Raw genomic sequence first — 17,355 nt, 5'->3', positions numbered from 1 at the left:
CGCCCGGCGTGCGGTCCCCGGGCGCGGGTCCCGGCTTCGGCCAGGTCCCGCGCTCTTCGGGCGTTGCCTACGATGCTCCGCATGAAGGAACCATCCCGCCAGCTGCTGTGGGAGCGGTGGAGCCAGACCCCGCTGCTCGTCCTCGCCACGGCCTTCGCCGTGGCGTACGCCGTGCCCATCGTCGCTCCAGACGCGGGCGCGCGGGTGCACGACGCCTGCAGCTACGTGGAGTGGGTGGTGTGGGGCGCCTTCGCCGTGGACTATCTGGTGCGCCTGGCCCTCTCGGCGGATCGGGGACGGTTCGTGCGGACCCACTGGCTGGACCTGACGGCCGTGGTGCTGCCGCTCGTGCAGCCGCTGCGGCTGCTGCGGCTGGTCGCCACGTTGATGCTGGTGGGCCGGCGGGCCCGGATGGCCCCGCAGATCCAGCTGACGACCTACGTGGCCGGCTCGGTAGTCGGGCTGCTGATGTTCGGTTCGCTAGCCGTGCTGAGCGCGGAGCGGGACGCACCCGACGGGAACATCAAGAATCTGGGCGACGCCGTGTGGTGGTCCTTCACCACGATGACGACGGTCGGCTACGGCGACCACTCCCCCACCACCGGCCTTGGACGGGTCCTGGCGGTGGGCCTGATGCTGTCCGGGATCGCGCTGCTCGGTGTGGTGACCGCCAACATCGCTGCGTGGTTCATCTCCCGCTTCGAGCGCGACGACCAGGCCGAACGGCTCCAGTTGGCCGCGATCCAGGAGCTCCGGGCGGAGGTGCGGGCACTGCGCGGCGAGGTCGCCCGGCTGGGCGGCTCGGCGGACGGCGAGGCCGCGCCGCCGGCCGCGGCCGCCGGGGCCGGAGCCCCGGCGCAGCGGGACGCTACCTCTCCCACACCTTGAAGGCCCGTACCTGGTAGGGGGACTGGGGCAGCCAGACCCCGTCGCCCGGGTAGGTCTGGAATTCGCCGGTCTCCGCGCACTCGGCCGACTGGTAGGTGGTGACCGGGCGCGCGGTGCGGTTGACCAGCGACTGGGCGCTGGTGCCGGCGGGCAGGGCGGTGCAGCTGTTGATGTCCAGGGTGCTCAGCTCGTGGATCTGCCGGGTGCCCTTGAAGTCCGGTTTCGCCCACAGGCACAGCTGTCCGCTTGCGCAGGACCCGAGGCCCGGCGGGCCCGCGGCGTGCGCCGTGCCGGCTGTGGTCGGGATAAGGGCGGTGAGGGCCAGGGCGGTCGCGGCGAGGGTGGTGGTGATGCGGGAGGTTCCACACGTACGCATGACGGGTCAACTCCTTGTGGACGGGCGGGCCCCGGACCGCTTCCGGTGCCCCGCTGACACCACGCTGACCTGCGATGACGCTCGGCCGGAAGGGCTGCCGGGCAGGTCCACCCTGATAGGCGACAGGCTCTCCGCACGCGTCCGGCAGGCCCTTCACTCGCGCGGAATTGACCCGTCCGGGAGCGGGTGCGGCGGGGTCGTTCGCGCCCGTGAGCGGGGCCGCGGGCGCACCCGACGGCCCGGGCGGCCGCCCCGAACGTGTCATCCGGCGCCGGTCGGACGCCCCTTCGCGAACGGCTCCGCCAATCGGCCGCGGGACCATGGGTCACGGGTAATCTGACCGCCCATCCGGCGTCAGAGAGGAGCCCGGCGGTGGCGATCGACGAACGGACGGCGCCGGCCGCGCCGGTGGCCGGCCTGCGCGAACGCAAGAAGAGGCGCACCCGCGGTGCGCTGCTGCGCGCCGCGCTCGTGCTCTTCGTCTCCCGGGGGTACGAGCGCACCACCGTCGACGAGATCACCGCCGCGGTGGCGGTGTCCCAGCGCACCTTCTTCCGCTACTTCGCCAACAAGGAGGAGGCCGTCTTCGCCGTCCAGGATCTGGTGGAGTCGCATTTCGTCGCCGAGCTGCAGGCACGGCCGCCGTCCGAGGGGCCGCTGGAGGCGATGCGGGGCGCGCTGATCTGCGCGTGGGACACGCTCGACGATGCCCTCTGCGGGGTGGTCCCGGTCGACCTCTACCTGCGCAGCTACCGCCTGATCGAGTCCACCCCGGCCCTGCTCGCCGTGCACCTGCGGCGCTCCACCGAGCTGGAGGAGCGGGTCTCCCGGCTGGTCGCCGCGCGGGAGGGCCTGGACGTGGACGCCGACCCGCGGTCCCGGGTGGCCGCCGCCTCGTTCTTCGGGGTGATGAGGGTCACGGGGCGGCTCTGGGGACAGGGGGACGAGACGAGTGTGCAAGCGCTCCGCCGGCTGGCGGACAGCCATCTCGACAGCATCGGCCCAGCTCTGGCGGGGCGGTGGCGACGAGCCACCCCGACGAAGTGACATTTCGGATCTTTCACCCGGGGTGTCGCGGCAGCCGGTCCGCCCGCCGCGGGGTCGCACGGTCGGGCGTGACCCCCGTCACCCGGCGCGCCAGGCCCGGAATCGGTCTCCTACGCTGGTCCCAGTGAATCTGCCCGGCCTCGCCCACTCCACCGTTCCAGGCGCCGACCCGCGCCCGGCCGCCCTGCGCACCCTGCTCGCGCTGACGGTCGTCCTGATCATGCTGGCGACCACCGGCTGGACGGCCGTGCACCGCCCCGAGGGGGGCACGCCGCTGCGCGTGACCGCTCTCGACGCTTGGTCCAAGGCGCACTTGGACGGCCGGCCGGTGCCGCCGGCGGACGCCCCCGTGCGGACGGTGGCCCGCTTCTTCGCGGGCCTCGACGACGCGCAGCGGGCCCGCCTCGCCGACGGCTACCCGCTCGTCGTCGGCAACCTCGACGGCGTACCGGTCGACACCCGCTACCGGGCCAACCGGCGCGGGCTGGAGAAGGCCCGGCTGGTGGAGGAGGCCCGCAGCCACGACGTCGCGCTGACCCCGGCCGACCGGGCCGAGGCCGCCCGGCGCTCCCACCGCTTCGCCTCGCTCGCCGAACCCGGCCGCCAGATCCTCGCGTTCGACCCCACCGGCGGCGGTCGGGCGGCCGAGGTCTTCGGCGACCTCGACGGCGCCGAGCGGGTCTCGGTGATCGTTCCCGGCGTGGACACCGACCTCCTCACCTTCGAGCGCACCCAGCGCCGGCTGACCTCGCCCGTCGGCATGGCCGAGGCCTTGTACGAGACCGAACGGACGGCCGCGCCGAAGAGCCGGACGGCGGTCATCGCCTGGGCGGGCTACACCGCCCCCGCCGGGGTCGGTGTGGACGCCGCCACGGGGCGGATGGCTTTCGACGGCGCCGTCCGGCTGAAGGCCCTGACGGTGTCCCTGCCCGGGAACTCCAGCGTGGCGCTGTTCTGCCACAGCTACGGGTCGGTGGTGTGCGGGGTCGCCGCGCACGAGCTGCCCCGGCGCGTGACGGACGTGGTCGTCGCAGGCAGCCCCGGCATGCGGGCGGAGAACGTCGCGGGCCTGCGGACGTCGGCGCGCGTCTGGGCAACGCGCGACGAGGGCGACTGGATCGCCGACGTGCCGCACCTGGAGGTCGGCGGCGTGGGCCACGGTGCCGACCCGGTGTCCCCGGAGTTCGGCGCGCGGCTGCTGTCGTCGGCCAGGGCCAGGAACCACACCGGCTATTTCGCGCCAGGTACGGAGTCGATGGCCAACTTCGCCAGAATCGGAACCGGCGCGTTCGATTCCGTCGTGTGCGCCACCGGCGACGACGCGTGTCGCCGTGGAATTTCCGGGGCCGAGCAGGACCGACGCGCGTAGAGGTGCGGAAATCGGCCACAGCATCGAGGGGGACGCACGGGGGTGGCTCCCTTTACCATGTGGCGCATGGGTGACGTACTGGCCGGAAATCATGCCGTCTGGGAGTTCGACTCGGACTCAGTGCTCATCCGCTTCACACGGGGGCTGCGCACACCGAGGCTGTGGCAGGCGCTGGGGTCGCGCCGAATACCCCTGGAAGCGGTGTCGGCCGTGACCGTGGCCGCCGGAAGGCGGGACACGGTGGTCCTGCGCGCCGTCCCGCGCCCGGGTGCGGACCCGCTCATGGAGGCCGCCGCCGGACAGCTCAAGGAGGCGTGCGACCCGTACCGGATGGTGCTGCCTGGTGACCGGGCGACATCGGCCGAGGCGTTCGCCGCCGCCCTGCGCGCCCGACTCGGGCCGGAGGTCGCCGAGCCGGCCCCGCGCTTCCTGGTCGACGTACCGCAGCCGCCGCTGCAGCTGAAGGCGTACGACGCGAGGGTCGGCTTCGACGGCTCCGCGGTCGGCTTCCACTGGTCGCGCACCGGCGCGACCGGCACGAAGTGGAAGGCGGGCGACCAGTCCTACCCGCTGGCCGAGCTCACCGGCGTCGAGTGGCGCTCTCCCGGCGGCACCGGCGGCCACCTGCGGCTGCTGCTGCGGGAACCCCAGCAGACCCCGGCCGACCCCCGCCCGGACCACGACCTCGCGACGGCCGTCTTCGGCGTGGGCTACGGGGCGGTGCACGAGTCGCTGCCCTTCGCCGCGGCCGTCCTCGCCGCCACGCGCGGCCGGACCCCGGTCGGCGCCGCCCGCGGCCGCTCGGGGGACGAACGGCTCCGGCACCTGAGCGAGCTCTACTCGGCCGGCCTGCTGACCGACGGCGAGTACACGACCCTGCGGGACCGCTTCACCGCCGGGTCCCGCTAGCGCGTGTCCGGCGGATCACGGCCGGAGCCCACCCCCTGATCCGCCGGCCCACCGCGCGCGAGGTCGTCGAGGCGACGGCCATCAACCCGAACACGGTGCTCAAGGCCTATCGGAAGCTGGAGCGCGAGGGCCTGGTGGAGGCCCGCCGGGGCATGGGCACCTTCGTGCGCAGGTCCCTGGCGGGCGCCCGGCCGACTCGCCCCTGCGCGGGGAACTGGCCGACTGGGCACGGCGGGCGAGCGCCGCGGGGATGGAACGAGACGACGTGGCCGCGCTCTTCACTTCCGTACTGGACCAACACTTCGAGGGGGACGACACGTGACGGACGATCCGGTGATCGAGGCGGTCCTGGCCGCGCTCGCCCTCTCGGGCGCCTTCGCGGTGCTGCGGGCCCGACACCCCTGAGGCCGACGGCCGCTACGCCTCCCGGGCCGCCGAGGTGAAGGTCATGTCCGGATAGCGGTCCCCCGCGACCTGCGCCGCGATCGGCTCCAGCAACGCCAGCTGCGCCGGCGTGAGCGTGATCCGGGCCGCCGCGGTGTTCTCGCGCAGTCGCTCCGCCCGACGGGTGCCCGGGATCGGGACCACGGTCAGCCCGTGCACCGCCGCCCGCCCGTGCACCCAGGCGAGGGCGACTTGCGCGGGACTCGCGCCCAGCTGCGCCGCGATCTCCCGGACCGGGGCCAGCAGCGCCGCGTTGGCCTTCGCGTTGCCGCCGGTGAACCGCGGCTGGTGGCGGCGGAAGTCGTCCTGCGACAGCTCCGCTGAGGCGTCCGTGAAGGCCCCGGTCAGGAAGCCCCGGCCGAGCGGGGAGTAGGGCACGAAGGCCACCCCCAGCTCCGCCGCCGCGGCCACCGCGCTGCGTTCCACGTCCCGGCTGAACAGCGACCACTCCGACTGGAGCGCCGCGATCGGGTGCACGGCGTATGCCTCGCGCAGCTCCGCGCCGGTGACCTCGCTGAGTCCGAGGTGGCGCACCTTGCCCTCCTGCACCAGCTCGGCCATGGCCCCCACCGACTCGGCGAGCGGCACGGCCGGATCGCGCCGGTGCATGTAGTAGAGGTCGATGACGTCCACGCCGAGCCGTCGCAGGCTGCCCTCGACGGCGGCGCGGACGTACCCGCGGTCGTTGCGGACGCCCCGGTGGGCGGGGTCGTCGGTGCGCTCTATGGCGAACTTCGTCGCCAGGGTGATGTCGTCGCGGTGTGCGGCCACGAACGGGGCCAGGAACTCCTCGTTGCGGCCGCGGCCGTAGACGTCCGCCGTGTCGAAGAGGGTGACACCGGCGGCCAGCGCCGCCGCTAGGGTCTCCCGGGCGGCCGCCTCGTCGGTGTCCCCGTAGAACTCGCTCATGCCCATGCACCCCAGGCCCTGGACGCCGACCAGCGGGCCGCCCCCACCCAGCTCGACCTGCGCCATGGCGTCGCCGTGCTCCGTCATTGCCGTCCCTTCCCCGAGACCTTCTCCATCGCGTACATGTCGATCTTGTAGTCCAGTACGGCCAGTGCGTCCGTCAGCTCCGCCAGCCGTGCCCGCACCTCGCTTCGGGTGCGTTCCAGCAGTTCACGGCGTGCCTCGGCAGTGTGATCGCCCTCGCGGACCAGCTCGGCGTAGCGGACCATGTCCGCCACCGACATCCCCGTGGCGCGCAGCTTCCCCACGAAGCCCAGCCAGTCGAGGTCCTTGTCGGTGAACCGCCGCCGGCCCGAGTGGGAGCGGTCCACATGCGGCATCAGGCCGATCCGCTCGTACCAGCGCAAGGTGTGCTGGCTCAGACCGGTCCGGGCCTCCACCTCGCTGATCGTGTACCGCGTCTGCGTCAGGCTCGGGCCCCGGCTCTCGCTCATGGCCCCACGCTAGAACCCTTGAGTGCACTCCAAGCAAGTAGGCTCGGCCGCATGGACAGCAAGGAGGCCGTGAGCGGCATGGAAAGCCTGCGCATCATCGAGACCTGGCCCGTGGACACCGCCGCGGCGGCCGTTGTACGCGCCGACGGGAGCCTCGCCGGCGCGCACGGGCCCGTCGGCCACCGCTTCGCGCTGGCCTCGGTCACCAAGCCGCTGGCCGCGTACGCCGCCCTGGTCGCCCACGAGGAAGGGGCGATCGAGCTGGACGAACCGGCCGGACCCGAGGGGTCGACGGTCCGTCACCTGCTGGCGCACACCAGCGGCCTGGCCTTCGACGAGCACCGCACGGCGGCCGCGCCCGGTACGCGCCGGCTGTACTCGAACGCCGGCTTCGAGGTGCTGGGCGACCACATCGCCAAGGCCACCGGCATCCCCTTCGCGGAGTACGTACACCAGGCCGTCTTCGAGCCGTTGGGCATGGCCTCGACCACGCTGGACGGGTCGCCCGCCAAGGACGGCGTTTCCACCGTCTCCGACCTGCTGCGCTTCGCCGCCGAGCTGCAGGCGCCCCGGCTGCTCGACGTCCGCACGGTGGCCGAGGCCACCTCGGTCGTCCACCCGGGGCTCAGGGGCGTCCTGCCGGGGTACGGGAGCCAGTCCCCCAACGACTGGGGGCTCGGCATGGAGATCCGCGACGGCAAGTCCCCGCACTGGACGGGCCTGACCTCCTCCCCGCGCACCTTCGGCCACTTCGGCCAGGCCGGCACCTTCCTGTGGGTGGACCCGGACGTGGGCGCCGCGTGCGTGGCGCTGACGGACCGCCCCTTCGGCCCGTGGGCGGTCGAGGCCTGGACCCCGTTCACCGACGCGGTCCTGACCGAACTGCGCTCCGCCTGAGCGGCCTCTAGCCCGGCAGCTCCCACATCAGCAGCTCCCCCGGGGACCCGGCGACGATCTCCAGCCCCTTCTCGGCGGTGATCCGCACCGAGTCGCCGGGGCCCAGCTCCGTCCCGTCCAGGCGCAGGTCGCCGCGGACCACGTGCAGGTACACCCGCTCGGCGGCCGGTACGGCGACCCGCTCGCCCGCCCCGGGGCGGCGTACGTGCAGGGCGGCGCCGGCCGCGGGGACCTCGTAGGGCGTGCCGTCGGGGACGTCCCGCAGCACCTCGTAGGAGGGTTCGCCACCCGCGGCGAGCGGCGAGAGCCACATCTGCACGAAGCGCAGCGGCCGGTCGCCGTCGTTGCGCTCCACGTGGCGTGCCCCGGACCCGGCGCTGAGCCGCTGCACGTCCCCCGGCCGGACCACGCTCTCCTCGCCGGTGGTGTCCTGGTGGGTGAGCTCGCCCTCGATCACCCAGGTCACGATCTCGGTGTGGCTGTGCGGGTGCTCGTCGAAGCCCGCGCCGGCCGCGAGGGCCTCCTCGTTGCAGGCCAGGACGGGACCGAAGCGCAGGTTGTCCGGATCGTAGAAGGAGCCGAAGGAGAAGGCGTGCCGGGTGGTGATCCCGGCGGCCGGGTCCCCTCCCTCGTACCGGTCGGCGCCGCGGCGTACATCAATCATGAGGGCCACGGTAGTCCCAGCGGTGGGGCGGACCCGGGCCCGGACACGGGACCGGACTCGGCGCAGCCTTCCCGATAAGGCAGTCTTGTCCCGTGCCCCAACCCGAACGTGAGCATTCGCCCGCCACACACGCCGCGCATCCCGCTCCCGCCCATCCGCACGCCGCGACCCTGCGCCGCCTGGAGAAGTCCTCCGGCCGACTCGCCGCCAACGCGATCGCGCGCATGGACGAGACCTTGCCGTGGTACCGGGCCATGCCACCCGAGAACCGCTCGTGGATCGGTCTGGTCGCGCAGGCCGGCATCGCCGCCTTCACCGAGTGGTTCCGGCATCCGGAGACCCCGCAGGCGATCTCCACCGACGTCTTCGGTACCGCTCCACGCGAGCTGACCCGGGCGATCACCCTGCGTCAGACGGTCGAGATGGTCCGCACCACGATCGAGGTCATGGAGGCCGCGATCGAGGAGGTGGCCGCCCCCGGCGACGAGTCGACCCTGCGCGAGGCGCTGCTGGTCTACGCGCGGGAGATCGCCTTCGCGACGGCCCAGGTGTATGCACAGGCCGCCGAGGCACGCGGCGCGTGGGACGCCCGGCTGGAGTCCCTGGTCGTCAACGCGGTGCTGTCCGGCGAGGCCGACGAGGGCGCGCTGTCGCGGGCGGCGGCGCTGGGCTGGAACTCCCCGGAGCACGTGTGCGTGGTGCTCGGCACCGCGCCGGAGGGCGACAGCGAGCTGACGGTCGAGGCGATCAGACGGGCGGCCCGCCACCACAAGCTCCAGGTCCTGACGGGCGTGCTCGGAGACCGTCTGGTCGTCATCGCGGGCGGCAGCGACAACCCGATGCAGGTGGCGAAGTCCCTGATCGGGCCGTTCGCGGCGGGTCCGGTCGTGGCCGGTCCGGTGGTCGCCGATCTGCTGAACGCGACGAAGTCGGCGCAGGCCGCGGCGGCCGGACTGAAGGCCTGTACGGCGTGGCAGGACGCTCCGCGGCCGGTCCTGGCGGATGATCTCCTGCCGGAACGCGCGATCGCCTCCGATCCGGCTGCCAGGGAACAACTGGTGGAGGAGATCTACAGACCGCTTGAGGAGGCGGGGTCAGCACTGCTGGAGACGTTGAGCGTCTATCTGGAGCAGGCGAGCAGCCTCGAAGGGGCGGCCCGGATGCTGTTCGTGCACCCCAATACGGTGCGCTACCGGCTGCGACGTGTGACCGACGTCACCGGCTGGTCGCCGTCCGATGTCCGATCGGCGTTCACCCTGCGGATCGCCCTGATTCTGGGGCGTCTGGCCGACGGTGACACACAGTCCTAGACTTTTGTGGGACATCAACAATTACCCCGACGGTTCTTGGTCCCTGTCCCCACGGGCGGCAGGGACCATCCACAAGAGAGAGTGTGAGGGTGCTCGTACTCGTCGCTCCCGGCCAAGGCGCTCAGACGCCCGGCTTCTTGACTCCCTGGCTCGACCTCCCCGGTGCCGCTGACCGCGTCGCCGAGTGGTCCGAGGCCATCAGCCTGGACCTCGCCCGATACGGCACGACGGCCGACGCCGAGGAGATCCGCGACACCGCGGTCGCCCAGCCCCTGCTGGTCGCCGCCGGTCTGCTCTCGGCCTCCGCGCTGGGGTCGACCTCGGCCTTCGGCGCCGTCGCCGGTCACAGCGTCGGTGAGATCACCGCCGCGGCCATCGCCGGCGTGCTGCCCGAGAGGGACGCGCTGTCGTTCGTCCGGACCCGCGGGCTGGGCATGGCGGAGGCCGCCGCCGTCATCGAGACGGGCATGGCCGCGGTGCTCGGCGGGGAACCCGCCGCCGTCGTCGCACACCTTGAGAAGCTCGGCCTGACCCCGGCCAACATCAACGGCGCGGGCCAGATCGTGGCCGCCGGCACGATGGAGCAGATCGAAGCCCTGCAGGCCGACAAGCCCGAGGGTTCCATGAAGGTCGTTCCCCTCAAGGTCGCGGGCGCCTTCCACACGCACCACATGGCCCCTGCGGTCGCCGAGCTGGAGAAGGCCGCCGAGGCGCTCTCCCCGGCCGACCCGGCCCTGAAGTACGTCTCGAACAAGGACGGCCTCGTCGTCACCACGGGCGCCGACGTCGTCGCCCGACTGGTCGGCCAGGTCGCGAACCCGGTCCGCTGGGACCTGTGCATGGAGACGTTCGCCGAGCTGGGTGTCACCGGGATCATCGAGCTGTCCCCCGGCGGCACTCTGACGGGTCTGGCCAAGCGCGCGCTGAAGGGCGTACCGAGCGTGGCGCTGAAGACCCCGGACGATCTCGAGAAGGCCGCGGCGCTGGTCGCCGAACTGACGGCCTGAGAGAAGGAGCCCCTACAGCATGTCCAAGATCAAGCCGGCCAAGGGCTCCCCCTACGCCCGCATCCTCGGTGTCGGCGGCTACCGCCCGACCCGTGTGGTGCCCAACGAGGTCATCCTCGAGACCATCGACTCCTCCGACGAGTGGATCCGCTCCCGCTCCGGCATCGCGACCCGGCACTGGGCCTCGCCCCAGGAGACCGTCTCGGCCATGTCGGTGGAAGCCGCGGGCAAGGCGCTGGCCGACGCCGGTGTCGGACCCGAGCAGATCGGTGCGGTGATCGTCTCCACGGTCTCGCACTTCAAGCAGACCCCGGCCGTCGCTACCGAGATCGCGCACCGGATCGGCGCGGTCAAGCCTGCCGCCTTCGACATCTCCGCGGGCTGTGCCGGCTTCGGCTACGGCCTGACCCTTGCCAAGGGCATGGTGGTGGAGGGTTCCGCGGAGTACGTCCTCGTCATCGGCGTGGAGCGGCTCTCGGACCTCACGGACCTGGAGGACCGCGCGACGGCCTTCCTGTTCGGCGACGGAGCCGGCGCGGTCGTCGTCGGCCCCTCGGCCGAGCCGGCCATCGGCCCCACGGTGTGGGGTTCGGAGGGCGACAAGTCGGAGACGATCAAGCAGACCGTGCCGTGGGACGAGTACCTCGGCAAGGACGCCGGAGAGAAGTTCCCGGCCATCACGCAGGAGGGCCAGGCGGTCTTCCGCTGGGCCGTCTTCGAGATGGCCAAGGTGGCCCAGCAGGCGCTCGACGCCGCTGGGATCACCGCAGAGGACCTGGACGTCTTCATCCCGCACCAGGCGAACATGCGGATCATCGACTCGATGGTGAAGACTCTGAAGCTGCCGGAGCACGTGACGGTCGCCCGTGACGTGGAGACCACCGGCAACACGTCGGCCGCCTCGATCCCGCTCGCCATGGAGCGGCTCCTGGCGACCGGAGCGGCGAAGAGCGGCGACACCGCGCTCGTCATCGGCTTCGGGGCGGGGCTCGTCTACGCCGCGACGGTCGTTACCCTCCCCTAGGGCCGGGATCCGCATCCCGGTCTTTCTACCCAGTTACCCAGAGAAGGAGCGCCACATGGCCGCCACGCAGCAGGAGATCGTCGAGGGCCTCGCCGAGATCGTCAACGAGATCGCGGGCATCCCGGTCGAGGACGTCGAGATCGACAAGTCCTTCACCGACGACCTGGACGTCGACTCCCTGTCCATGGTCGAGGTCGTCGTCGCCGCCGAAGAGCGCTTCGACGTCAAGATCCCGGACGAGGACGTCAAGAACCTCAAGACGGTCGGCGACGCCGCGGACTACATCCTGAAGCACCAGGCCTGAGCCTGACGAGCGTTTGTCGCCACCCGGCGGTGGCGCCGTGACAATTCAGCACCCTCTGAGACGTGGAGAAAGAATTCCTGTGAGCCCGACCAATCGCACCGTGGTCGTCACCGGTATCGGCGCAACCACTCCGCTGGGTGGCGACAGCGCTTCGACCTGGGAAGGTCTGCTCGCCGGCCGCTCCGGCGTCAAGCCCCTGGAGGGCGAGCGCTTCGCCGAACTCCCGGTACGCATCGCCGCTCCGGTAGCCGTGGACCCCAGTGAGGTCCTGCCCCGGCCGCTGGCCCGCAAGCTGGACCGCTCGGCGCAGTTCGCCGTGATCGCGGCCCGCGAGGCGTGGGCCGACGCCGGCTACACCGCTCCGGCGGGCGAGGACGAGTCCGTCGCGCCCGACCGCCTGGGCACCGTGATCGCCTCCGGCATCGGCGGTGTCACCACTCTGCTCGACCAGTACGACGTACTGAAGGAAAAGGGCGTGCGCCGGGTCTCCCCGCACACGGTCCCCATGCTCATGCCGAACGGCCCGTCGGCCAACGTCGGCCTGGAGGTCAACGCCCAGGCGGGCGTGCACACTCCGGTCAGCGCCTGCGCGTCCGGCGCCGAGGCCATCGGCTACGCCGTCGAGATGATCCGCACCGGCCGCGCCGACGTGGTTGTCGCGGGCGGCACCGAAGCGGCGATCCACCCGCTGCCGATCGCCGCCTTCGCCAACATGATGGCGATGTCGAAGAACAACGAGAGCCCCCAGACTGCCTCCCGGCCCTACGACAAGGCCCGTGACGGCTTCGTCCTGGGCGAGGGCGCGGGCGTCGTCATCCTGGAGTCCGCCGAGCACGCCGCGAAGCGCGGTGCCCGGGTCTACTGCGAGGTGCTGGGCCAGGGCCTGTCCGCGGACAGCCACCACATCGCGCAGCCGGAGCCGACCGGCCGCGGCGTCGCGGCCGCGGTGCAGAACCTGCTCGACAACACGGGTCTCGACCCGGCCGAGCTGGTCCACGTCAATGCGCACGCCACGTCCACCCCGCAGGGTGACACGGCGGAGATCAAGGCCCTGCGCAAGGTCCTCGGCGACGACCTCGACCACATCGCGATCTCCGCGACCAAGTCGATGACCGGTCACCTGCTGGGCGGCGCCGGCGGTATCGAGACCGTGGCCACCGTGCTGGCGCTGTACCACCGCATCGCTCCGCCGACGATCAACGTCGACGCGCTGGACGACGACATCGACGCGGACATCGTCGTGGGCGAGCCTCGCAAGCTGCCGACCGACGGCCCGATCTCCGCGATCAACAACTCCTTCGGCTTCGGCGGCCACAACGTCACCCTGGCGTTCCGCACCGTCTAGTACGTCCGAGCCGGCGCCGCCCGCCGCGGCGGTTGCCGGCCGATGGTCGCGGTGCTCGCCGTCCGAGCACCGCGAAAGGCCCACCCGGTTGATTCCGGGTGGGCCTTTCGCGTCGGACGGAGCGGGTCAGGGGGCCGGGGCAGGGGTCAGACCACCTGGTGGAGCCAGCGGACGGGCGCGCCCTCGCCCGCGTGGCGGAAGGGTTCCAGTTCGTCGTCCCACCGCTTGCCGAGCAGTTCGGCGATCTCCGCCTCCAGATCGGTCTCACCGCGGACGGACCGGGCCAGCGCGGCGCGCAGCCGGTCCTCCGGGATCAGGATGTCGCCGTGCAGGCCGGTGACGGCGTGGAAGATGCCGAGCTCCGGTGTGGAGCTGTAGCGCTCGCCCTCGGCGGTCGGACAGGGCTCCGAGGTCACCTCGAAGCGCAGCAGGTGCCAGCCGCGCAGCGCGGAGGCGAGTTTCGAAGCGGTGCCCGCTTCGGCCCGCCAGGAGAACTCGGCTCTCCAGGTGCCCGGGGAGGCGGGCTGCCTGATCCAGTCGAGGTTCACCCGCACCCCGAGCACGCCCGCTACGGCCCATTCCACGTGCGGGCAGAGCGCGCGCGGTGCGGAATGCACGTACAGAACTCCACGTGTCGTCACCGGGACCTCCAGTGGTGGACGAGGTCGGGAATAAACTCCAGAAAACGGACAGTTTGTGACGTGATGTAATGTAACGGAAATTATTTGACATTGCGCAACGGGACCTGCGGCCGAAACGCCACGGGAAAAAGCTACCGTGCGCCAGGGGTCCCGGTGTGACGTACGGTCGCTCCGGGGCCGGTAAACACAGAGCTTTCACTCAGCAGGACCCCCTGGACGGCACGGGGGCGACAAGGAGGGGTCGTTCCCATGCGCAGGACCGCAGCACGCTGCCGCGCGCGCCGCACCCTCGCGGGCGCGGGCGCGACGGTCGCGGTGCTGGCCGGGGCTCTGACGGGGTGCCAGTCGGGCGGGTCGGCCGACCCGGGCGAGGGCGGATCGCGGTCCGCCCCCCGGTGGAACACGGCACCCACCTCGATCGCAGCCACGGGGGACTCCATCACGCGTGGTTTCGACGCCTGTTCGGTCCTCGCCGACTGCCCCGAGGTCTCCTGGGCCACCGGCAGCGACCCCGCCGTCCGCTCCCTCGCCGCCCGGCTGCTCGGGGAGGCCGCGGTGCCCGAGCGCAGCTGGAACTACGCGGTGACCGGCTCGCGCATGGCGGACTTGCCGGCCCAGCTGACCTCCGCCGCCGCGCACAGGCCCGACCTGGTCACGGTGATGGTGGGGTCGAACGACGCCTGCCGGCCCACTGCTTCGTCGATGACCCCGGTGGCGGAGTTCCGGTCCGGCTTCGAGCAGGCCATGACACAGCTGCGGGCCGCGTCCCCGGCCACCCAGGTGTACGTCTCCAGCGTGCCCGACCTGCAGCGGCTGTGGGAGCAGGGCAAGGACCTCCCGATGGTGCGGCAGGTCTGGAAGCTGGGCATCTGCCAGTCGATGCTCGCCGATCCGCTGTCGCCGGCCGCGGCTGCCACGGCCAGGCGCGAGCAGGTGCGGGCACGGGTCGTGGAGTACAACGAGGTACTGCGCGAGGTCTGCGGCCGGGACGCCCTGTGCCGCTACGACGGCGGCGCGGTGTTCCGGTACCCCTTCGCGGCCGAGCAGTTGAGTCGCTGGGACTGGTTCCACCCGGGCAAGGACGGGCAGGCGCGGCTGGCGGAACTGGCGCACCGCCAGGTGACGGCGGCCGAACCGCCGCGCTGACCCTCCGGTGCGCGCAGGGTCCGGGGGCGGGAGTCAGGGCCCGCCCCCGGACCGGCTTTCAGGGGTGATTTCCGGCCATTCGGCGTGTCATGCGATGTCGAGCACCGTCGTGAGCCGCGTGTCGCCGTGCGCGTGGCTCACGCGGACCTCGTAGGCGCCGCCGATCCGCCGCCAGCCGCGGGCCTCCTCGTCCCAGATCTCGAAGGCCCGGGCGGGCAGCGGGATCTCGGTCTCGACGCTCTCGCCGGGGCCCGCTGCGACGCTCGCGAAGCCGGCGAGCCAGCTCGCCGGACGCTCCGGCGTCGTGTTCTGCGCGCCACCGGAGGCGGTGGCGACGGGCGCCAGGTAGACCTGGACGACCTCGCGGCCGGGCCGCGAGCCGGTGTTGGTGACGCGGACCCGTACGGAGTCGGCGGTGGCCTCCAGGGACTCGTACGCCCAGTCGGTGTAGCCGAGGCCGTGGCCGAAGGGGTAGGCGGGAGCGACGCCGTGCTTCTCATAGGCCCGGTACCCGATGAACAGGCCCTCGACGTACTCCAGGCGCCCGTCGGTGGGGACGACCTCGGTGACGGGCGCGTCCGCCAGCCGCGCGGGCCAGGTGGTGGGCAGCCGGCCGCCCGGCTCGGCCTCCCCGAGGAGTACGTCGGCCAGTGCGGCCCCGCCCTCCTGCCCGGGGAACCAGGTCAGCAGGACGGCGGCAACGTCCTCGCGCCACGGGAGTTCCACCGGGGAGCCGGCGTTGACGACCACCACGGTGCGGGGGTTGGCGGCGGCGACGGCCCGCACCAGGTCGTCCTGGCGGCCCGGGAGGGCGAGGTCGCCGCGGTCGAAGCCCTCCGACTCCACGCGCTCGGTGGTGGCGACGACCACGACGGCGGTGTCGGCGGCGCGGGCGGCCGCCACCGCCTCGGCGATCAGCTCGTCGGGGTCGCGCCGCGGGCCGAGGTGGAGCAGGGAGAACATGACGGCCTTGAGCGGCATGGCGGTCATGTCGGGGACCCGGTAGGTCAGCGACACCTCCACGGGCTCGCCCTCGGCGAGGGTGACGCGGGCCCGCTCGCTGGGCGCCCCGAAGAAGGCCTCGAAGGGGTCGGCCTCGTCGCCCATCTCCTGAACGCCGCTCCAGAGCCGCCGGCCGCCCACCGCGAGGGAGAAGGCGCCGAGTCCGCGGGTGCCGAAGGTGTGCTCGCCGCTCTCGCGCGGTACGAACGTGCCGCGGACCTCGATGCTGGCCATCGTCGCGTACGTGGCGCCCGCGGGCAGGTCGTCGCCGATCCACTGGACCTGGCCGGTGGGCAGGCGGCCCTCGCCGAGGATCGCCCCGGAGGCGTCCCGGCACACGGCGACGAGCTCGAATCCCTGGTCCGCGGGGGTGGGTTCCTCGGAGGGGTCGGCTCCGACGGCGTAGGTCAGGGCCCCCGCCGGGAGGGCCGCGGCCAGTCCGTCGAGGGGGGAGACGACGCGTTCGGGGAAGACGGTGGCGCTGCCGCCGCCGAGCACCCGGGCGTCGCGCGCGGCGGCCCCGAGGAGGGCGACGGTGCGCCCGGAGGAGGCGTCCAGCGGCAGGGCGCCGTCCTCGTTGCGCACGAGGACGAAACCGCGGGTGGCGAGTTCCCGGGCCAGCGCCTGTCCGTCGACCGGGGCCGGGGCGGTCTCGACGACGGCCGGGGCGCCCTCCAGCGCTCCGACCCGGGCGGCCAGGCGCAGGACGTTGCGCACGGCGTCGTCGACGGCGGACTCGGGCACCTCCCCGGCGCGGACGGCCTCGGCGAGGGCGGGACCGTAGACGGTGGCTGGGCCGGGCATGGCCACGTCCATGCCGCCCGTGATGTCGCCGGTGGTGGAGCGGGCGGCCATCCAGTCGGAGATGTTGCAGCCGTCGAAGCCCCACTCACCGCGCAGGACCTCGTTCACCAGGTGACGGTGCTCGGTCATCGTCGTGCCGTTGACCTGGTTGTAGGCGGTCATGACGCCCCACGGGCGGGCGCCCTCGACGATGGCCTCGAAGGGCGCCAGGTAGAGCTCGCGCAGCGGGCGCGGGGCGATGACACTGTCGACGGTGAACCGCTCGGTCTCGGCGTCGTTGCCGACGAAGTGTTTGACGGTGGTGCCGACGCCGCCGTCCTGGACGCCGCTGACATAGCCGCTGCCGACGGCCCCGGTGAGGTACGGGTCCTCGGAGTAGCACTCGAAGTGCCGGCCGCCCAGCGGCGAGCGGTGCAGGTTGACGGTGGGCGCGAGCAGGACGTGGACGCCCTTGCGGCGGGCCTCCTGGGCGAGGAGCCGGCCCGCTCGGCGGGCGAGCTCGGGGTCCCAGGCGGCGGCGAGGGATGTCGGGGACGGCAGGGCGAGGGACGGGTCGTCGGCCGTCCAGCGCACACCGCGGACCCCGACGGGCCCGTCGGACATGACCAGGGACTGAAGCCCGATGGCGGGGATCGCGGGCAGGGACCACATGTCCTGACCCGCCAGGAGCAGGGTCTTGGTGTCGAGGTCGAGCGTGCCGAGCGCCGCCTCCACGGCGGCGTCCCGTATCTGATCGCGGACCTGATCGGCATCGGTCACGGCCGTGCCTCCTCGT

General features: G+C 72.7%; 17 protein-coding genes and 1 pseudogene. 12 read left to right on the top strand and 6 right to left on the bottom strand.

Going from position 1 to position 17,355, the window contains the following annotated elements:
* Positions 1–81: 81 nt before the first annotated feature.
* A complete protein-coding gene (locus ACFW2G_RS13650; RefSeq protein WP_384582316.1) occupies positions 82–888 on the top strand; it encodes a potassium channel family protein in 807 nt (268 codons plus the stop codon).
* On the opposite strand, the gene ACFW2G_RS13645 is transcribed toward ACFW2G_RS13650, so the two are convergent.
* The gene (locus ACFW2G_RS13645) at positions 869–1,264 is read right to left on the bottom strand and encodes a peptidase inhibitor family I36 protein (protein WP_172671354.1); all 396 of its coding nucleotides are present in this window, start codon (positions 1,262–1,264) and stop codon (positions 869–871) included. The genes ACFW2G_RS13650 and ACFW2G_RS13645 overlap by 20 nt on opposite strands.
* A gap of 372 nt (positions 1,265–1,636) precedes the next feature.
* Here ACFW2G_RS13645 and ACFW2G_RS13640 point away from each other — a divergent pair, with 372 nt between their 5' ends.
* The 4 genes and pseudogenes from ACFW2G_RS13640 to ACFW2G_RS13625 all read left to right on the top strand — a co-directional run.
* Positions 1,637–2,311 (top strand): TetR family transcriptional regulator, encoded by a 675-nt coding sequence (locus ACFW2G_RS13640; protein ID WP_384448667.1) that lies wholly within the window; start codon positions 1,637–1,639, stop codon positions 2,309–2,311.
* Positions 2,312–2,531: 220 nt separating this feature from the next.
* On the top strand, positions 2,532–3,680 hold the full coding sequence (locus tag ACFW2G_RS13635) for an alpha/beta hydrolase (protein WP_384582323.1): 1,149 nt from the start codon (positions 2,532–2,534) through the stop codon (positions 3,678–3,680).
* A gap of 57 nt (positions 3,681–3,737) precedes the next feature.
* Complete coding sequence (locus ACFW2G_RS13630; protein ID WP_384448814.1) at positions 3,738–4,589, top strand: DUF4429 domain-containing protein; 852 nt, start codon at positions 3,738–3,740, stop codon at positions 4,587–4,589.
* 44 nt (positions 4,590–4,633) lie between these two features.
* Positions 4,634–4,911: pseudogene (locus ACFW2G_RS13625) on the top strand (GntR family transcriptional regulator); the annotation flags it as partial.
* A gap of 95 nt (positions 4,912–5,006) precedes the next feature.
* On the opposite strand, the gene ACFW2G_RS13620 reads toward ACFW2G_RS13625, so the two are convergent.
* Positions 5,007–6,029, bottom strand: a complete 1,023-nt coding sequence (locus ACFW2G_RS13620; protein WP_384448670.1) for an aldo/keto reductase — start codon at positions 6,027–6,029, stop codon at positions 5,007–5,009.
* The gene (locus tag ACFW2G_RS13615) at positions 6,026–6,436 is read right to left on the bottom strand and encodes a MerR family transcriptional regulator (protein ID WP_384448673.1); all 411 of its coding nucleotides are present in this window, start codon (positions 6,434–6,436) and stop codon (positions 6,026–6,028) included. Before ACFW2G_RS13615 ends, ACFW2G_RS13620 begins: the two co-directional genes overlap by 4 nt.
* Positions 6,437–6,514: 78 nt before the next feature.
* On the opposite strand from ACFW2G_RS13615, the gene ACFW2G_RS13610 reads away from it, so the two are divergent.
* Entirely contained in the window at positions 6,515–7,333 is an 819-nt protein-coding gene (locus ACFW2G_RS13610) for a serine hydrolase domain-containing protein (protein ID WP_384582321.1), read from the top strand.
* A 7-nt stretch (positions 7,334–7,340) separates the two neighbouring features.
* Here ACFW2G_RS13610 and ACFW2G_RS13605 read toward each other — a convergent pair whose 3' ends face one another.
* Positions 7,341–7,997 (bottom strand): pirin family protein, encoded by a 657-nt coding sequence (locus tag ACFW2G_RS13605; RefSeq protein WP_384448676.1) that lies wholly within the window; start codon positions 7,995–7,997, stop codon positions 7,341–7,343.
* Between the two features lie 92 nt (positions 7,998–8,089).
* On the opposite strand from ACFW2G_RS13605, the gene ACFW2G_RS13600 reads away from it, so the two are divergent.
* From ACFW2G_RS13600 to fabF, 5 genes are all read left to right on the top strand, one after another.
* On the top strand, positions 8,090–9,307 hold the full coding sequence (locus ACFW2G_RS13600; protein WP_052030895.1) for a CdaR family transcriptional regulator: 1,218 nt from the start codon (positions 8,090–8,092) through the stop codon (positions 9,305–9,307).
* Positions 9,308–9,396: 89 nt separating this feature from the next.
* Positions 9,397–10,314 (top strand): ACP S-malonyltransferase, encoded by a 918-nt coding sequence (locus tag ACFW2G_RS13595; RefSeq protein ID WP_384582314.1) that lies wholly within the window; start codon positions 9,397–9,399, stop codon positions 10,312–10,314.
* 19 nt (positions 10,315–10,333) lie between these two features.
* A complete protein-coding gene (locus ACFW2G_RS13590; protein WP_037923999.1) occupies positions 10,334–11,338 on the top strand; it encodes a ketoacyl-ACP synthase III in 1,005 nt (334 codons plus the stop codon).
* A gap of 55 nt (positions 11,339–11,393) precedes the next feature.
* Positions 11,394–11,642 (top strand): acyl carrier protein, encoded by a 249-nt coding sequence (locus ACFW2G_RS13585; RefSeq protein ID WP_030657054.1) that lies wholly within the window; start codon positions 11,394–11,396, stop codon positions 11,640–11,642.
* 79 nt (positions 11,643–11,721) lie between these two features.
* The gene (fabF, locus tag ACFW2G_RS13580; protein ID WP_384582311.1) at positions 11,722–12,987 is read left to right on the top strand and encodes a beta-ketoacyl-ACP synthase II; all 1,266 of its coding nucleotides are present in this window, start codon (positions 11,722–11,724) and stop codon (positions 12,985–12,987) included.
* Positions 12,988–13,133: 146 nt separating this feature from the next.
* Here fabF and ACFW2G_RS13575 read toward each other — a convergent pair whose 3' ends face one another.
* Entirely contained in the window at positions 13,134–13,628 is a 495-nt protein-coding gene (locus tag ACFW2G_RS13575; RefSeq protein ID WP_037923994.1) for a DUF3145 domain-containing protein, read from the bottom strand.
* A 249-nt stretch (positions 13,629–13,877) separates the two neighbouring features.
* Between ACFW2G_RS13575 and ACFW2G_RS13570 the strand changes: the two genes are divergently transcribed.
* On the top strand, positions 13,878–14,774 hold the full coding sequence (locus ACFW2G_RS13570; protein ID WP_384448687.1) for an SGNH/GDSL hydrolase family protein: 897 nt from the start codon (positions 13,878–13,880) through the stop codon (positions 14,772–14,774).
* 87 nt (positions 14,775–14,861) lie between these two features.
* On the opposite strand, the gene ACFW2G_RS13565 is transcribed toward ACFW2G_RS13570, so the two are convergent.
* Entirely contained in the window at positions 14,862–17,339 is a 2,478-nt protein-coding gene (locus tag ACFW2G_RS13565; RefSeq protein WP_384448690.1) for a beta-glucosidase, read from the bottom strand.
* Positions 17,340–17,355: the final 16 nt, after the last annotated feature.

Origin of the sequence: Streptomyces sp. NPDC058880 (genome assembly GCF_042742535.1) — a bacterium.
GTDB lineage: Bacteria > Actinomycetota > Actinomycetes > Streptomycetales > Streptomycetaceae > Streptomyces.
The sequence above is the reverse complement of the archived record's forward strand: the minus strand, read 5'-3'. Positions and strand labels throughout refer to the sequence as shown.